General features: G+C 60.2%; 12 protein-coding genes and 1 pseudogene. 10 read left to right on the forward strand and 3 right to left on the reverse strand.

Annotation, left to right across the window (positions count from 1 at the left end):
• Nucleotides 1-18: 18 nt before the first annotated feature.
• Both JL2886_RS19410 and JL2886_RS05930 read right to left on the reverse strand, forming a co-directional pair.
• Complete coding sequence (locus JL2886_RS19410) at nt 19-345, reverse strand: hypothetical protein (RefSeq protein ID WP_133245373.1); 327 nt, start codon at nt 343-345, stop codon at nt 19-21.
• 92 nt (nt 346-437) lie between these two features.
• Nucleotides 438-1,961 carry a fasciclin domain-containing protein gene (locus JL2886_RS05930; protein WP_065271162.1) on the reverse strand — a complete coding sequence of 508 codons (1,524 nt, stop codon included), beginning with the start codon at nt 1,959-1,961 and terminating at the stop codon, nt 438-440.
• 597 nt (nt 1,962-2,558) lie between these two features.
• Here JL2886_RS05930 and JL2886_RS19180 point away from each other — a divergent pair.
• From JL2886_RS19180 to JL2886_RS05980, 10 genes and pseudogenes are all read left to right on the forward strand, one after another.
• A pseudogene (locus JL2886_RS19180) lies at nt 2,559-2,938 on the forward strand (transposase); the annotation flags it as partial.
• Nucleotides 2,939-3,488: 550 nt separating this feature from the next.
• A complete protein-coding gene (locus tag JL2886_RS05940) occupies nt 3,489-4,208 on the forward strand; it encodes a sugar transferase (protein WP_065271164.1) in 720 nt (239 codons plus the stop codon).
• A gap of 40 nt (nt 4,209-4,248) precedes the next feature.
• Complete coding sequence (locus tag JL2886_RS05945) at nt 4,249-5,415, forward strand: glycosyltransferase (RefSeq protein ID WP_065271165.1); 1,167 nt, start codon at nt 4,249-4,251, stop codon at nt 5,413-5,415.
• Nucleotides 5,412-6,233, forward strand: a complete 822-nt coding sequence (locus JL2886_RS05950; RefSeq protein WP_082996015.1) for an AAA family ATPase — start codon at nt 5,412-5,414, stop codon at nt 6,231-6,233. The genes JL2886_RS05945 and JL2886_RS05950 overlap by 4 nt, the downstream gene beginning before the upstream one ends.
• A gap of 184 nt (nt 6,234-6,417) precedes the next feature.
• A complete protein-coding gene (locus JL2886_RS05955; RefSeq protein WP_065271167.1) occupies nt 6,418-8,652 on the forward strand; it encodes a DNRLRE domain-containing protein in 2,235 nt (744 codons plus the stop codon).
• Between the two features lie 90 nt (nt 8,653-8,742).
• Entirely contained in the window at nt 8,743-10,260 is a 1,518-nt protein-coding gene (locus JL2886_RS05960; protein ID WP_065271168.1) for a lipopolysaccharide biosynthesis protein, read from the forward strand.
• Complete coding sequence (locus JL2886_RS05965; RefSeq protein ID WP_133245372.1) at nt 10,257-11,801, forward strand: hypothetical protein; 1,545 nt, start codon at nt 10,257-10,259, stop codon at nt 11,799-11,801. The genes JL2886_RS05960 and JL2886_RS05965 overlap by 4 nt, the downstream gene beginning before the upstream one ends.
• An 80-nt stretch (nt 11,802-11,881) precedes the next feature.
• On the forward strand, nt 11,882-13,069 hold the full coding sequence (locus JL2886_RS05970; RefSeq protein ID WP_065271170.1) for a polysaccharide biosynthesis/export family protein: 1,188 nt from the start codon (nt 11,882-11,884) through the stop codon (nt 13,067-13,069).
• Nucleotides 13,066-14,574, forward strand: coding sequence for a GumC family protein (locus JL2886_RS05975; RefSeq protein ID WP_065271171.1), 1,509 nt, complete (start codon nt 13,066-13,068; stop codon nt 14,572-14,574). The genes JL2886_RS05970 and JL2886_RS05975 overlap by 4 nt, the downstream gene beginning before the upstream one ends.
• Nucleotides 14,575-14,665: 91 nt before the next feature.
• Nucleotides 14,666-15,964 (forward strand): O-antigen ligase family protein, encoded by a 1,299-nt coding sequence (locus JL2886_RS05980; RefSeq protein ID WP_133245371.1) that lies wholly within the window; start codon nt 14,666-14,668, stop codon nt 15,962-15,964.
• 138 nt (nt 15,965-16,102) lie between these two features.
• Here the strand turns inward: JL2886_RS05980 and JL2886_RS19415 are convergent, their stop codons facing one another.
• Complete coding sequence (locus JL2886_RS19415) at nt 16,103-16,264, reverse strand: hypothetical protein (RefSeq protein ID WP_156767915.1); 162 nt, start codon at nt 16,262-16,264, stop codon at nt 16,103-16,105.
• Nucleotides 16,265-16,491 lie beyond the last annotated feature (227 nt).

Below are 16,491 nucleotides of genomic sequence, written 5' to 3' on the forward strand. Positions count from 1 at the left end.
TCTTGAACGGCATGGTGGTTATGCAGTTCGAAGTCCGATTTCGCGTGATACACTGATGGGGTCTGTAAAGGCCATTCGCAATGCCATTCTCTTGAGTTCGCAAAAACCTTTTTCCAAAATCTTCCAAAGGCTTGCCAATAAATCCATGGAAGGTTTGAACATTTCGTCGAATTCCACCTCTGGAGCAGCTTGATGGGCAAGCTTCTCTTCCAAGGTGGCGGTTTCAGACAGCACCGGTCGCGCTGTTCTGTACCATGGCCCAGGAAGGTCTCTCCTTCCGCGATGTCTTTCGCCAATATCAACTTGGCACATTGTGATGCCGCCGTGAGGCGGCATCCATGCCATCAACAAAGCCGCTGAACAGCCCGGACATCCAGAACCGCTACATCCCCCGCCCGGATAGGCATCCGGCCGGGGACCATGGGTGTCTTGCCCTGTCAGAGTATAAAATCGCCTTCGTCCAGCGAATGCCCGCGAAGGCCGAGGAGCGTAATCTCCGTGTCATCGAGGTCAATCTCGGTACGGAAACCCCGCTCGCTGATGGCACCTTCGATTTCATCGAAGCTTTCGAAGCCATACGCGCTGAGGTCGATCTTGTCCTTGCCTGAGCGGAAACCAACAATCAGGTCGTGACCGTCGTCCTCCGCGAAGACGAAGGTGTCCGCTCCCCGGCCGCCAAAGAGATAATCATTGCCCTTTCCTCCGTCGATCAGGTCATTCCCCCGGCCGCCCTTTATGAAGTCGCTGCCAGCTTCGCCCTTCAACGTATCGTTGCCTCTGCCACCGAAAACCTTATCGCGCTGCGCACCCGCCAACACTAGATCGTCACCCGCCCCGGCAAAAACCAAGTCCTTGCCGCCCTTCGCATCGATCAGGTCATTGTCCCGCCCCGTGCGCAAAAAATCGCGTCCATCATCAGCAATCACGAAGTCAACGTCGTTCGCCCCATCAGTTGGCAACAGGTCGACAGGCAGAAGAACGCCGTCTAGGACGTGAACGACACCGTTAGAAGCCTGAAGATCGGTCGCGATCAGGTTGGGGTTCGAAAGATCCGGATCGGCATCGACAAGACTGAGGCCGTCGAGCGTAAGTGTCCCGCCTTGCAGCGTCTCCACCTCTCCAGTGGCAATCACCTGGCTAGCTTGCAGGCTCTGGCCCGCTACGTGGTAGGTCAGAACGGTGGACAACAGCTCGATGGGGTCATTGCCTTCGTTCAGCAGGCGCAACGCATCGACCAAATGGCCGAAAGCGCCTGCTTCGTCACTTCCCTCATACCCGAGGGTCTGGGACAGACCGACAAACGCCGAGTCGGTCGGCGCGAACACTGTGAAATCCTGTGTGTCATCGTCCAGAACCCCTGCAAGATCGGCGGCAATCACGGAATCGCGCAGAATGTCGAAGTCTGCGCCGTTGCCGTCAAAGCCCTCCGCACCACTCGTTTCGAGCACGAGACCGGTAACGGTCGGGGCATCATTGTCGGGCAAATCAATAGGCAAGAGCACCCTGTCGATCACATGCACCACGCCATTGTCCGCCATGATGTCCGTCGCAATCAGCGAGGGATCAATCAGATCCGGTTCGTTGTCGCCCAGCGTCGGCAATTCGGAGGCATCGATAATGCCGCCCTGCAACGTCGTCACGGATCCGGCCGCTGCAATATCACCGGAGGACTGTGTCCCAACCGAAACATGGTAGGTCACCACGGCCTCAAGCGTGTCCGCACCCAGCGTGGTAAGGAATTCAGTCACCGCGAGGGTGTCGGCCGCATCCCCTGCGAAGCCAAGATCTGTGGCCAGTTGACCAAAGGCCGCATTCGTCGGCGCGAACACGGTGAGGTCTGCAGCCGCGTTGTTGAGGGTGTCGATATAGGCAGTCCCTTTCTCAGCATCGATGAACTCGATCACTGAGACAAGAATGCTGAAGGTCGTATCGCTTGATGCGATTCCTGCAATGGTGGTCATGGTCTCTCTCTCCCATTTACTCAGACGCACAGAAGGCCAGCATGCCTCCTGTCAGCCCTAGAGCTCGTTATCGCTAACTTCGGCGGGAGCGCCTCTTCGATCTCGCTTATGACGCCTTTCCAGTCCTGATGTCGGCGGTGGTGACACTCGCAGTCTGCAAGGCCACGCCCCCTCGGCTCCGAGCACTCTTGGGCGACTTCGGTCAAGGCGGTAGCCATTGCGGTGATTGTGCCACGAGATAAGCAGTTTCGGCAAAACGTGTCCGCTTTGGTTATGCACCCTTGGTTACGGCCACTCTCGGTGAGCGGATCAATTCGATCAACAAAACGTGATCATCAAACGTAGCCGACGATCTGGCAGCACGTCGAAGCTTCGATCTGAGAATCATCCTATTGGCATTGCGCCTTACGGAATTTCTGCAAACAAGGCGCCATGCGTTTCCTGCCCATCTGAGCACTGACCGCTTTCCGCTCCTTGCCGCCGCTCACACACGGCCAGACTAAATTGTCGCCTTTATGGCTGTTCCTCTGGATCAATGTCATGGATAAGCCTCAGATTGGTTCAAAGCGGATATCTAGGCGTCGAAACAACAAGAGGCGTGGCCGCCTGATCAGACGCACCAAGGGCGACACGAACACGAAACTGCACGCAGTTTGCGACAGCAAAGGACGCCCACTGAACCTGTTCGTGACAGCGTGCCGGGCTCATCAAATTTGGATTGGCGTCTTGGTGATCGCGGGCACAACGCCGATTGTTTCAGAGAAGCGTTGCAAGATAACGGGATCCGCACCTGCCCCCCAGGCAGGAAGCAACAACAGACTACAGCAAGATACGAAGAGCACCGCGACAAACAGCGCAACCACATAGAGATCATGTTCGGAAGACTGAAGGACTGGCGGCGCGTCACAAATAACTATGACCGTTGCCCGAATGTCTTTTTCTCGCCAATCGCCCTGGCCGCAACCGTCACATACTTCTGCAACTCAATGCATCCTGAACCCCGTCCAATCGGCTCAATCAGTGGTTGTCAGCGGGACGCTCGACACGCACCGATCACGATGTCTCCCCCTTGACACTCCTTGCGCACGTCTATGCTTCGGTTTGCACCCACATATCCTTACCCGGACACCCCACTCAAATAGATTGCGACAGGAATATGTCAGATATGTGTCAAATTTATGACTAAATGATTGACTCATTCTGGGAAGTCTGTCACCGTTTAGAAACTGTGACTAATTCTACGGAGGATTGCGGGGCTCACTAATTTGCTTGAGCCTTTCCGTATAATAATAATACAGGCGCAATCCCGTAAATCGAAGAAACTATCTCGGCCCTTCTTTTGCCGAGCGTTTACGGTGAATTAAAAAGTACAAGAAGAGATTACGGATCAATCTTCGGATCCGACTGCAATCACTCCAAATCTAAAATGCATGCGACACTTCGCGTAGCGCGGGAACGCCTTTATTTGGCGTTGAACGCTTTTAGTTGGCGTTGGAAGTACAATTCCTCGCCAAGGGGAGATGTATTATGTTTCGCGTACCCAAAGACAAGAACTATTTCAGCTATTCGAATACGAGTTATGCCCCCGCCGTAGGCACCAATCCTATCGGAAAACTCGGTCGAACGACGCCGACCCATCTCTATGCGCTGTGGGGCAAAAGGTGCTTCGACATCGTCGGCGCTTTCCTACTCCTGCCACTAGCTCTGCCCCTCATCCTGATTCTGGCGGCCTTCGTCGCCATCGACGGAAGCAAGCCGATCTACTCACACCGCCGCGTCGGCAGGAATGGCCGCGCCTTCCCCTGCTTTAAAATCCGCACAATGGTCGCCGACTCGGAGGCCCGCCTCAAGAAGCTTTTGCGCGAAGATCCGGCGGCAGCAGCCGAATGGAACAGGGATTTCAAACTGCGCAAAGACCCGCGGATCACGCGCCTGGGGCGGATATTGCGGAAGACGAGCCTCGACGAGCTGCCGCAGATCTGGAACGTAATCCGCGGGGATATGAGCCTCGTCGGGCCACGCCCGGTGACCAAGGATGAACTGCCGCTCTACCGGCATGTCATCGACAGCTACATGAGCGTACGTCCCGGCATGACTGGCTTGTGGCAGATTTCGGGTCGGAACGATATCAGCTACGAAGAACGGGTCGAACTCGACCATCTCTATTCTAAAAACCTGTCGCTTCTTGAGGATCTCAGGATCCTGTTCATGACCTTGCCGGCGGCTCTCCGGATGACGGGGGCCTGACCTTGAAAACGCTTAAGACACACAAGAGCGGGGCGGTGGAATGAAGATCGTCCATATCCTTACCCGCCTTCTTCGCGCCGGATCCGAGGAGAACACGCTGCTGACAGCCGCCCGCCATGTCGCGGCCGGGCATGAGGTGATCCTTATGCATGGCCGTGACGTCCTGCCCGAATTCGCACGGGCGCTTGCCCCGGGAGCAGAGCTTGTAGCGGTGCCCAACCTGGTACGAAACCTCAGCCCGGTTCAGGACCCGGCCGCTTTCCTCGAAATCCGTCGTCTGCTGAGGGAAATCCAGCCCGACGTGGTGCATACGCATCAGTCAAAGGCCGGCATCATCGGCCGGTTCGCCGCAGCATCGGCCCGTGTTCCGCTTGTCGTGCATGGCGTCCATATCCTGCCATTTCTCGGCGTCGGACCAGCCCAAAAGGCCGTCTATCTCGGGCTCGAACGGGCCACGGCGCGGATGACCGATGGCTTCATCCATGTCAGCGAGGGGATGCGGCGCGCCTGCCAAGACCACAAAGTCGGCGCAAGCCGACAGCACTTTGTAGTTCCCTCCGGATTCGAGCTCTCGCGGTTTCGGCAGGCCGTGCCACCAGAGGGCTGGCGCGATCTTCTCGGGCTCGGCTCAGACGCCCCTCGCCCGGTCGTTATCGCCATGCTCGCCGTGCTTGAACCGCGCAAACGGCACCTCGAACTCCTGCGGGAAATCGCGATTTTTCTCAAACAGTTACCGGAGCTGCACCTCGTCTTTGCAGGGGATGGGCATCTTTGGTCAGCGATTGAGGACACGATCAGGGAACTCGACCTTGAAAACCAGGTCACGCTGCTTGGATACCGCACCGATCCCGAACGGATCATCGCCATGGCCGATATCTGCATCCACACCGCCGAGCGCGAAGGATTGCCGCGAACGGTGCTGCAAACCCTGACAGTGGGGCGGCCGGTTGTCCTGTTCGATCTGCCCGGCATCGAAGAGATCATTACCCATGGCGTGAACGGTTTCATTGTCCCCCAGGAAGACTGGGAGGGTTTCCGTGAAAGGCTCGGACAGCTTGTCTCGTCTCCCGAGCGGCGGGCGGCGATGGCTGCCGAAGCCCGCGCCACGCCGCTGGACCGATGGGACGCGGATTTCATGGCGAGGCGGACGCTTGAAATTTACGAAGAGCTGCTGCCGCGCAGCCTGCTCAGGGAGGCCCCGGCATGAACCAGTTGCCTCACTCGCAGCGATCAAGGATTGCCACCGCGCCGGGACACGGGCTGATGCGTGGACTGAAGATCGAGTTTTTCGGCCTGCCCGGGTCGGGAAAGACGACTGTTGCGCGCGAAGTTCACGCGGCGCTGGCACGCAGACACCCTGACCTGATATTCGCACCAGACTTCTTCAGGGACGAAGCAGGCAAAACAACCCGGGCGACCGCGAAGCTGCGTTTGATACTATCCAACCTTGGCCATGACGGCGGCAGCCGCAACGCAGTAAGACAGACTCTGGCGATCCAGCAGCCGCATTTGCGAGACAAGCTCCGCGCCGTCTCCACTGTTGCCACGGTCATGGCGTTCTATGCCCGGCTCGAACGCCACGGCATGAGCGCGATCCTCGACCAGGGGTTGCTGCAAGCGCTCTGGTCGGTCCAACTGCGCGCCCTGAATGGCGACACCCAGTCGCTGATGGGTGACGGGTTATCTGGTGCGGTCACCGACAGCCGCATCTACGTATCGGTCGCAACCCCGGCAACGATTTGCGCCGACCGCCTTGCGGCCCGGCACTCCAAGCATTCGCGGCTGCAAGTCCGAGACGCCACCGACGCCGAACGCACGTGGGAGAGAGCGGAATTCCTGCGCCGGTCTATTCTCAACACCCTAACGGCAGTCGGCCACGCGCGCGGCATCGCGCCCCGGATCATCACCGTCGACGGCACCGCAAGGCCAGACGAGACAGCGCACCAGATCGTGACGCAGCTCCTGGCAGACGGGACCCGACGGGTGCCACGTCGGCGCATGAAAGAAAGGGGGCTGCATGCATAACAATAATCGGCGCAACACGACGCACAATTCCTCATCCTTTGACCAAAAAAAACCCAGTCATCGGGTTCTCGAAAAGCGCCCTGATGCAAAATCCTTCTCAGATTCTCGGAAACATGGCAATTGTATAGCCTTTTACTTTTGCCTTTGGGTTCGGAGAAATGTTGCTTGTTAAATAGGTGAAAAAATGTCGACAACTGCAAATCAGAAATATCTATATGACTTTGATGACCCGATAGACGCCTTTATTTGGAAAAATGCGTCGGATGACCGTTATGATTCCACCCCCGATGTCTACGTCGACGGTTTCCACAATTCTCCGGGCGAAACACTGGGCTTCGTCAACTTCTCGAATGCATTCGGGGACGGTGAAGACCAAATCCCGTTCGGACCGATAATTTCCTCTATTTGGACCGGCCTGGCAAACTGGAACTGGGACACCACCGGCGTTTGCAGTCTGACGGATAACAGCAGCGCGCACCGCTCCTCCGGCGGTCTTTTCTCCGGCACCGGTGTCATTGAGGTGATGCGGAGCCTGCAAAGCTGGTCTTATGGCATTGAGAGTTTCGGCTGGCTGTTCGGCAGCAATGGCAGCACCGACCGGAGCGTCCAATTGCATGAGGATGACGTTGCCCCAACCTATACGATGATCGAGCAAGCCGCCGCGGCTTATGTTCCTGCGGCTGAGAATGCCGCAGAGGTCACAACCAGCTTCCAGCAGAATGTCGGGGGATATCTGGGGACGATCGACACCTACATCCGGGAAAGCCGCGCGGACAGAAGCTATGACACCAAGCCCGTTGTCTATGTCGATGGCGCCGACAAGGCAGGCGGCGAGATGCAGGGGCTCATCCGGTTCTCGGAGATCTTCGGAAACGGGCCGGGGCAGATTCCACTTGGCGCGACGATCACCTCGGCGACCCTGACGCTTGTGCTGTCCAACGGCACCAGGGATTCGGTGGCATTCCACCTCATGGCGGGGGATTGGACCAGCCAGGCGGACATAACCTGGAACGGTTTCGGCAACGGCATTCAGACGGATGACGTGGAGGCATTTTCCTCCCCCGATGTTGTGCTCAGCCGTCTCAATAAGGGGACTGAGCTGATTGATGTGACGCAGAGTCTGCAAGCGTGGTCTGATGGGTTGGCCAACAATGGCTGGCTGATGACTGTCGGCGGCGACAACGGTTTGCGCTTCGGATCATCCGAGAGCGGCACCGCCCCGATCCTGTCGGTGACCTACTCTATCCCGACCGATCCGGTGCCGGGCATCACGGTCACCGAAAGCGACGGATCGACGATCGTCACCGAGGACGGAGAAGGAGACAGCCTGTCGGTTTCGCTGGAAACTGCGCCAACTGCGGACGTGACGATCACAGTCTCGACCTCGGGTCCCGACGATATCGGGTTCACGCCCCAAACCCTGACCTTCACCTCCGAAAACTGGCAGACACCGCAAACGATCCTGCTCAGCGCGATCGACGACACGATTACCGAAGGAACAGAGAATTTCACCCTGATCCTGACAACCTCAAGCCCCGACACCGACTATGATGGCAGGACGTCCAGCGTTTCGGTTGCGGTGATCGACAACGACGCCGTTGTGCAGCCCCTTTCCCCCGAAGTCGTCGCGATCCATAACACGACCGACTATTTCCCAGACGATCCCTCGGGTTACGGATCGGGCGATCCTTCGGGCATTGCCTATGTGCCCGAGCTCGACCTGCTGTTTATCGTGGATTCCGAGCATAACGAAAGCCCGTATTTCAGCTCCGTGAACCTCTTCGCGACGCGGCTGGACGGGACATATGTCGACGCCTTCTCCCTGATCAGCTACACCGATGAGCCGACGGGAGTGGCCTATAATCCGTTCAACAGCCTTCTTTACATCACCGACGACGACGCCAACAAAATCTTTATCACCGATCCAAACGACCCAACGGTCCTGCTCGGTCAAATCGACGTGGGCGCGCTCGACATCCAAGACGCCGAAGATCCGGTGATCGATCCTGCAACGGGCCACATCTTTTTGCTCAACGGGGCGAACCGGGAACTTGTCGAACTGTCCGCAACCGGCGACTTGATCGAACGGACCGTTCTGCCCAGCGAAATCGAAGATACCGAAGGTTTGGCCTACGATGCCGCGCAGGATGTCTTTTATATCTCAAGCGGCAGCACGCGCGGCACCATCTTTGAAGTTGATCGCGAGTGCAACATTCTCGCCTCGACCGATCCGCTGAACGATTACAGAAGCCCGATCACTGGCGGCAAGCCAAAGCTGAAGGGGCTCGAACTCGCGCCGAGCAGCGACCCGAATGACGGGGACAAGATGTCGCTTTATGCCGTCGATTACGGCTACGACCAGGAACCGGACGGGCGCCTGTTTGAAATCAACCTGCACAACGATTGGGCCATTGCATGACAGGCCAGCGGGTGACGGAGCAACCGGTGACTGGCCAAAGGGTGACTGGCACCAAAGCCGAAATCCCCCGTGTTTTCGGAGCGTGACGCGATGACGGGCGGACGAAAACTCACCGAAACGACGATTTCCGGCTTTGGCTGGACCTCGCTGGCGGTCGGCGCGCGGGCACTGCTGCAGGTGATCGCGATCATTTTCCTGGCGCGGCTGCTGGCGCCGGAACAGTTCGGCCTCTTCGCGGCGGCGATGGTCGTCGGTGGCTTTTGCGCGATCATTTCCGAACTCGGGGTCAGTCCAGCCATCGTTCAGCGCCCCGCGCTTGAGCCCCGACATATCCGCACAGGGTTCACGCTGTCGGTGGCGATGGGGCTGGTCGTGGGGCTGGTGGCCTATCTTCTGGCGGATGCGATCGCCAGATTCTTCCAGATGCCCGAACTGGCGGGGGTGGTGCGGATCATGGCCCTCGGCTTCCCGCTGCGCGGCATCGCGACGGTGGCTGAGGCGCTTGCCCTTCGCACTTTCCGCTTTCGCTGGCTCGCACTGATCGAGGCGGGGGCTTTCGGGATCGGCTTCATCGTGGTGGCGCCGATACTCACGCTGATGGACTTTGGGGTCTATGCGCTGGTCGGTGCGTACCTGACGCAGAATATCGTCCGGACGCTGATACTGCTTGTCGGCCAGCCGCATGAAAACCGGCTCATGCTTGAAACGCGTGCGGTTGGCGAGCTTCTCTATTTCGGCACGGGCTTCACCATCGCCAAATTCTGCAACTACGTCGCGTCCCAAGCCGACAACATGGTCGTCGGGCGCTGGCTTGGACCGGTGGCTCTTGGGCTCTACGGCCATGCCTATCAACTTATGGCCGCGCCCGCGATCTTGGTGGGGCAGGCTCTCGACCGGGTGCTGTTCCCGACCATGGCCAGCGTCCAGAGCCAGCCCGAACGTCTGGCCCGAGCCTACCGTGGCGGTATTTTCGCCTGTGCGACGGTGATGCTGCCTGCGGGTGTCGTCATTGCCATCCTCGCCCCCGAAATCGTGCACATCCTGCTGGGGCCGAACTGGGCGAGCGCGGCGGTGCCGCTGCGCTTCCTTGCCCTCGGGATGCTGTTCCGCACCAGTTCCAAGATCAGCGACTCCATCGTGCGCGCCACCGGCGCCGTATATGCCCGCGCCTGGCGCCAGGGTGTGTTCGCCATGGCGGTCTTTGTCGGTGCGCTGTCCGGGCAGCAGTGGGGGCTGATCGGCGTGGCGATCGGTGTCCTATGCGCCCTCGCCCTCAATTTCCTGATGATGGCGCAGCTTAGCCTGCGCCTGTCCGCCATGAGCTGGCGAACCTTCGGCCAGGCGCATCTGCCTGGCGCGCTTCTCGCGTTGATCCTCGGCGGGAGCAGCTTCACCATCGCAACCGGCCTGCGGGGCACCGGCGCGGGATCAGTTCCGGTCGTCGGCGGCACGGTCTTGGTTGCCGCGCTGCTGGTACCGCTTCTGATCTGGATGCGCCCGCAGCTCTTTCTCGGGCCGGATCGAGAGCGCCTGCTGCTCGCCCTCGCCAATGTCGGCCCCATGCGCATGCGGCGCGGCATCGCACTGCTTCAAAGGCGGGTATCGTGATGAAAGATGATCGTGAAAACTTGCTGCAACGCTCGAACTGGAACGGCGCGCCGACACCCGAAATCGGCCTGGCGGTAGTGCAGCGGCTTCTTGACCGCCTGCATGCTGCCGACCTGCAGTACTGCCACTGGAAAAGCAATGAACACCTCGATGCCGGGATGCGGGGCCTTACGGATTTGGACGTTCTGGTGGAACCGTGGCGCGGCGACGATTTGCAGCGCACCCTCGGCGAAAGCGGTTTCCGCCGGTTCCAGGCGACCGCGCTTACCGCCTATCCGGCGGTCGAGGATTATCTCGCCGTTGACGACGCGACCGGAACGCTGGTTCACCTTCACCTGCATCACCGCCTCACGCTTGGTCAGAAGCACCTCAAGGGCTACCGCCTGCCTTGGGAAGCGCAGGCCCTCGCGACGCGCAGGTTTGACCCCACTCACGGCGCCTATGTCACCGCCCCCGAACTGGAGCTTTTGCTGCTTCTCGTCCGCGACGCCCTCAAGCGCCGGATCAGAACAACCGTTGCCGCATGGATCCGTGTCAAAGGCGGGAACGATGATTTCGAACGCGAGTTCGCCTGGCTGGTCGAGCGCGCTGAAGCCGATGCGGTTGTCTCGCTCGCGACCGGTATGATCGGACCGAAGACCGAAGCGCCGCTGCGCCGTATCCTCACAGACGGTGCTCGACACTCCGACCGTGCGGCCTTTGCCAAGGCGGTGCGCGCCGCACTGCGCCCGCATCGGACCTACGGCGCCATCTCGGCAGCGCTGTTCATGAAGGTGCGGGAGGTCTTCTGGCTTCTCGGCGGATTAAGCCGCAGGCGGTTTCACTGGGCGATCCCGCTGCGCCGCACATCGCCACGGGGCGGTATCGTTGTCGCCTTTCTCGGCTCCGACGGAGCGGGCAAGTCGACGATGCGCGCCGACACGGTGTCCTGGCTTGGACAGAAACTCGACGTGGTTCCGATCTATTTCGGAAGCGGCGACGGTCCCGGTTCGCTGCTGCGACTGCCACTGCAGATCGCCCGGCGCCTTGTCGACCGACGCGCCGTGAGCGGCACGCCAAGCCAGCGCCGCAGCGGTTTGCGTGGGCGTCTCAGGGCCGTCGCGCTGATCCCCTGGGCGCTCAGCCTCAGCCTTGAGAAACGCGCGAAGCTGCGGCGGATGATCCGCGCCCGGAACCGTGGTCTGGTGGTCATCTGCGATCGCTACCCGCAAGACCAGTTCCAAGGCTTCAACGATGGCTGCCTGCTTGGCCGCTTTGCAAGCTCGTCCTCCCGCCTCGCCCAGGCGCTGGCACGGTGGGAAGCCCGCGCCTATGCTGACGCCCGGCTTTACCCACCTGACGTCGTGATCAAGCTCATCGCCTCGCCCGAGGTGGCATTGTCCCGCCGCCCCGAAATGAGCGCCGAGGAAATCGAAAACCGGATCAAAGTGGTCCGCGCCCTTCGTTTTCCTGACGAAACGCTGGTGGCGGAAATCGACGCCGACCAGCCTCTTGACGAGGTCGTGCAATCCGTCCGCCGCGTGATCTGGAAGGTCCTGTGATGAATACCACGCCAAACCGCCCTTCCGAAACACGGCCGCGGCCCCAGACCCGAACATGGCTTGCAGCCGTCCTCTCTCTCATGGCGCTGTTGCTGACGGCTCTCCCGGCCGTGGCCGAGGACTACCGGCTGGCGCCGGGTGACGTGCTGCACCTGCTTGTCGTGGGGGCGCCGGAACTGAATGTCGACGTGCCGATCGAAATGAGTGGCGCGGCCTGGTTCCCGCTGGTGGGACCGATCGCTGTAGGCGGGGGAACGCTTGACGACGTCCGCCGCAAGACCGCCGATGCCTATGCCGAGATGAGCCTGACCCGACGGGTCGCTCCTGGTGGCGGGTTGCCCCAGATCATCGAAACCAATCAGGTTCTTGTCACTGTGGCTTCTTACCGGCCGATCTATGTCTCGGGAGATGCCGGTGGCGCGCATGAAATCCCGTTCCGCGGCGGCATGACCCTGCACCACGTGATGACGCTGGCAAACAGCGGACCGCCACGCGATACTCAGCGACCGGCCTCCAGCGACGAAATTGCGGCCGCCGTGACCGCGCTGGCCAATGAATACGCCCGGATATGGCGCCTGAAAACCTTCCTCGGGACCGACACGCCTCAGGATTACCAACGCATCTTTGTGGCCCATATCCCCGCGATCGACAGCATCGTCGGCGTCGAGCAGTCTATCCTCGAAGAAACCCGCGTGGCCATCGAGACGCAGAAACAACACCTGCAGGACGAAATCGAAAGGGTTCGCAAGCGCATCGGCGTCCTGAGTGAGCAAAAGCAGAACGAGGACAACGGCGCGGCGATGGACGAGAAGGATCTCGAAGACATCCGCGCGCTGCAGGAAAAGGGGCTGGCGCCGATGTCGCGCGTTTCCGAGGTGCGCCGCGCCGCTCTGGTCACGGCGAGCCGGGCGTTGCAGATCGACGTCACCCTGGAAGAAGCCCGCGCCGAGGCGGCGAAGCTCTCAGCTGAAATCAGCGCCATCGACAGCGATGCGCGCATCACCGCCTGGAAGGACCTAGGCGAAGCCGTGGCCCGCGCCCAACAGCGGCAGGCCAACCTGGCGACCCTGACGGCAAGTGCCGGAGACCCGCTACGGCAGCTTTACGGGATCAAACCAACGGCCACGGTGACCCGAAACGGCGTGACGCTCGCCCGGGCTCAGACCAAGCCTGCGATGGCCCTGATGCCAGGGGATATCGTCGAACTTCACGTCCTGCCCCCCGGCATGGCCGTGGAGCCCGGAAAGCAGGGGATAGAAACGCAATGAAAGGGTCACAACAAACCGAAGATCCGCTCGACAACTACTGGCTCTACGAGGCGCCCACCGCCGAATCTTTCATCAGGCTGGTACGAAGGGTGCGCGGGGACGGAGAACAAGAAACTGAAGGCAGGGAAGCAATGGATGGCTCCGACTTACCAGACGATCCTCTCGAATTCGAATGGCAGGCAACTCCGCCGACCATCGCATCCTTTCTGGCGGCGGTTCGACGGCAAGCGAAGACACTGTTGATCTGCCTCGCTGCCGGTATTTTTCTGGCGCTGGCGATTATCGTCTTCTCCACGCCGATGTATGCAGCGCGTGTTTCGCTCTATCTCGGATCCGTCACCGGGGGCGATCTGCGCTCCGAATTGGGAACGGCGATCGACCTCGACACCAACGCCGAACTGATCCGCTCAGACGAAACCACCGCTGCCGTGATCCGCGAACTCGATCTTGCTACTCTGCCGGAATTCGCACCTGAGGCCAGCACCCTTGCGGCGCTGGTCGACACGCTGAGGCAATGGGCCGGACGCGCCAGTCCTGACGAACCCGCTGATCCGATGCCGATGGTAATCGGCAAGGTCAAGAAGGGTCTGAGTGTCTCTCGCAAGGGGAATACGCGGCTCATCGAACTGCGTTTTAGCTCGGTCTCGTCGGCGCTTTCGGCGGATATCGCCAATGCGTTTGCGCGCGCCCACCTGGCCGGGGCACTAGCCCGCGACGAAGAGGCAAAGGTGCAACGGATCGCCCAGCTGGAAACCCTTGCAGCACGCGCGCGGCAGAAGGCGGCCGAGGCCGACAGCAATGTCCGGTCGCTCCTGCGCGGAACCGGCAGGGTGGCCGCCGACCCACAGCAGATCGAACAGCAAACCTTCGCCCTGCGCCAGCAACTCTCGATGCTCGAGGCCAAGGCGGCAGCGCTGAAGACCAAGCTGTCGCTGATCGCGGCCTACGAACGCACTGGCGATACATCGGTCATCACCCTTGACAGCCAGGCTAGCCGACAGCTGCTTACCGAGCTCGCACAAGCCAGGGACCGGCTTGCCGGGATTCAGCAGCAGCCCGGCTCCCAGCCGCAATCCGTGTCTGCCATCACCGACAGCATCAAGACCCTCGAAGCCAGCCTCAGGCAAGAGGTTCGCCTCGCCGCCAGTGCAATCGAAGTGGAGCTTGAAACCACAGTGGCCGAACAGGAAAGCGTCAGCGACCAGATCAGTCAGCTGAACGCCTATGTCGCGAGCGAGACCTGGTCCGCGCTTCAGGCGGCGCGGCGTGACAAAATATTTTATAACGGCGCCTATCAGGAATACCTGAGCCAGCTTGAGACCACCCGCTACGCCCCGCAGAGCCATTCCGACCTACGCATCGTCGCCGATGCCGTGGCTCCAACCCTGCCCAGTTCGCCGAACAAGATGGTGGTGCTGGCGATCTCTCTTACCCTGAGTATCTTCGTGGGAGTGGGTCTCGCGGGGATTTCCGAATGGAAGCGCAATGAACGTGCGCGGGTCTGATTGGCCGTCAGGCAGCGGCGCAGGGCCCTTTCCGGCAGGGCGCCCCTTCGCGCTAGCGCGCCGATCGAGCGCAGCCCCTCTCCCTGCCTATGTGGCGTATCTTTATGTCGCGCTGCTTGCCGCCCCGGCGCTTGTCGGCCTTCCCGCCGGGGCGCCGCTGGCCCTTGGGGTGATGCTGGTCGGGCTACCGGTCTGGTTCGAGGCCGCCCGGGCCCGGCGCACGCCGTTCGATGTCGCGGCCACGCGCACCATCGCGATTGTTCTTGCCTGTGCCGGGTTTCTCATCGTCTGGTCGCTGCTGTCGACCTTCGGGGCCACCCAACCCTTACGGGCGAGCCGTTACCTGTCCACCCTCGTTTCCGGTTTCGCAATCTATCTCCTTGTCCGTAGCACGGTCACCCGGCAGCAAATCCTGCGTTACATTGACATCATTGCAGCTGCGCTGGCGGCGACCGCGCTGTTGAGCCTGATCGCTTATGACATCGCACCGCTGCACCAGATGGTTTTCAAAGGAACCGACCGCGCCGCAGGGATGTTCAAGAACCCAAATCAGTTCGGCATGGCGATCTCCACCACGATCCCGGCCCTCATGGCGCTGCTTCTGTCCGTGCGGCGGCGGCGCCCGTTCCGGATACTCTGCCTGTTCCTGATTTTGCTTGGGTTGCTGGCGTCGGGTTCCAAGACCAATCTGATGCTGGCCTGGGCGTCGATCCTGACGATGCTCTTGGCCTATGCCATCGTTGCATATTCCGGCGCCAGACGGATCGGCATGATGGCTCTATACCTTGTCGTCACCCTTGTGATGACGGGGCTTGGCATTCTCGCCCTCAACGTTCTCAACCCGCGCGCATTGGGGCTTCTGTCCCAGTTCCTCTACAGTCAGGAAGAGCTGGAATCCCTGATGACCCGGGGGTTCCTGTGGCGCTACAGTATCGACCAGTTTCTCGCCGATCCGTTCCTCGGCCAGGGAGCGAGCCAGCGCATCGATATTTTTTACCGTCAAGCCGACGTTTCCCACAGTCACAACCTGTTTCTGGACTACATGCGCACCCTTGGCGCGCCGGGCTTGCTGAGCGTCGCGATCATGATCGGCGCGGTGGTGACCCTCTGCCTGTGGTCAATCCTCGGAATGCTACGCGCGACACGGGGCACGACATCGGCCCGGATGATCTGCATCGGATTGTCGCTCAGCACCCTGGTCTATATCGCAGCGAACATGTCGAGCGATTCATTCGGCCCCTCGACAAGCCCCTATTTCTGGCTCTTCACCTACCTCGCTTTCGCTGCACGCCGACTTACAGGCTCATCGTCGCAAGATGATTTTGGCAGGTTCCCTGAAAGCGGGTCGAGTACCGAGCCTACGCTTCAGAAGCTCTTCGAAAACGACTGAGCACGGCCAAATTCTTCGCCCGATCAGCCTAGCGCGCCAGTCAGCTTGAACTTTCCTACAGCTGTCCCTGTACCGGGAGCAGGCCACGAGGTTTCGGGGGCGTAAAATCCAGGCCTGTGGTGAACGGAAGTTTTTCTATCATTCCCGCGCTCTCTCAATATCGAGCGCCTCCTGTTCGACCTTCTGGGGCAAATAGGAACGACCGAACAGCTTCCGGCCCTGTTCCATCATTCGGTCAACAATCTTCGCACGTTTCTCGGTTTCATCAATCTTGCGCGCGCGGCGGAAGATGCCGAGCATCAGCCTATCCGATTGTAGAATTCTCCCCAAGTTCCGACACCCAAAGGAGTGGCACAGTCCGCGACAGGTCCAGAGAGGAAAATGAGCACTTGGGGCGGCGCAGAAACGCGACAGGTCTACACGCAGCATTGCTGAAATGTGCTGCCCGGAGGACATTGCTCTGAGCCTCTACTACAGTTGGTGCAATGAATTCCTCTAGGCTGGGAAGAAACGCCTGGCGGGCAACG

It is taken from the genome of Phaeobacter gallaeciensis, assembly GCF_001678945.1.
GTDB lineage: Bacteria > Pseudomonadota > Alphaproteobacteria > Rhodobacterales > Rhodobacteraceae > Phycobacter > Phycobacter gallaeciensis_A.

What these genes read in the sequence shown, in the direction of transcription:
- JL2886_RS19410 (WP_133245373.1), bottom strand. Translation starts at nt 345, where the DNA reads ATGGCATGGATGCCGCCTCACGGCGGCATCACAATGTGCCAAGTTGAT.
- JL2886_RS05930 (WP_065271162.1), bottom strand. Translation starts at nt 1,961, where the DNA reads ATGACCACCATTGCAGGAATCGCATCAAGCGATACGACCTTCAGCATT.
- JL2886_RS05940 (WP_065271164.1), top strand. Translation starts at nt 3,489, where the DNA reads ATGTTTCGCGTACCCAAAGACAAGAACTATTTCAGCTATTCGAATACG.
- JL2886_RS05945 (WP_065271165.1), top strand. Translation starts at nt 4,249, where the DNA reads ATGAAGATCGTCCATATCCTTACCCGCCTTCTTCGCGCCGGATCCGAG.
- JL2886_RS05950 (WP_082996015.1), top strand. Translation starts at nt 5,412, where the DNA reads ATGAACCAGTTGCCTCACTCGCAGCGATCAAGGATTGCCACCGCGCCG.
- JL2886_RS05955 (WP_065271167.1), top strand. Translation starts at nt 6,418, where the DNA reads ATGTCGACAACTGCAAATCAGAAATATCTATATGACTTTGATGACCCG.
- JL2886_RS05960 (WP_065271168.1), top strand. Translation starts at nt 8,743, where the DNA reads ATGACGGGCGGACGAAAACTCACCGAAACGACGATTTCCGGCTTTGGC.
- JL2886_RS05970 (WP_065271170.1), top strand. Translation starts at nt 11,882, where the DNA reads ATGGCGCTGTTGCTGACGGCTCTCCCGGCCGTGGCCGAGGACTACCGG.
- JL2886_RS05975 (WP_065271171.1), top strand. Translation starts at nt 13,066, where the DNA reads ATGAAAGGGTCACAACAAACCGAAGATCCGCTCGACAACTACTGGCTC.
- JL2886_RS19415 (WP_156767915.1), bottom strand. Translation starts at nt 16,264, where the DNA reads ATGCTCGGCATCTTCCGCCGCGCGCGCAAGATTGATGAAACCGAGAAA.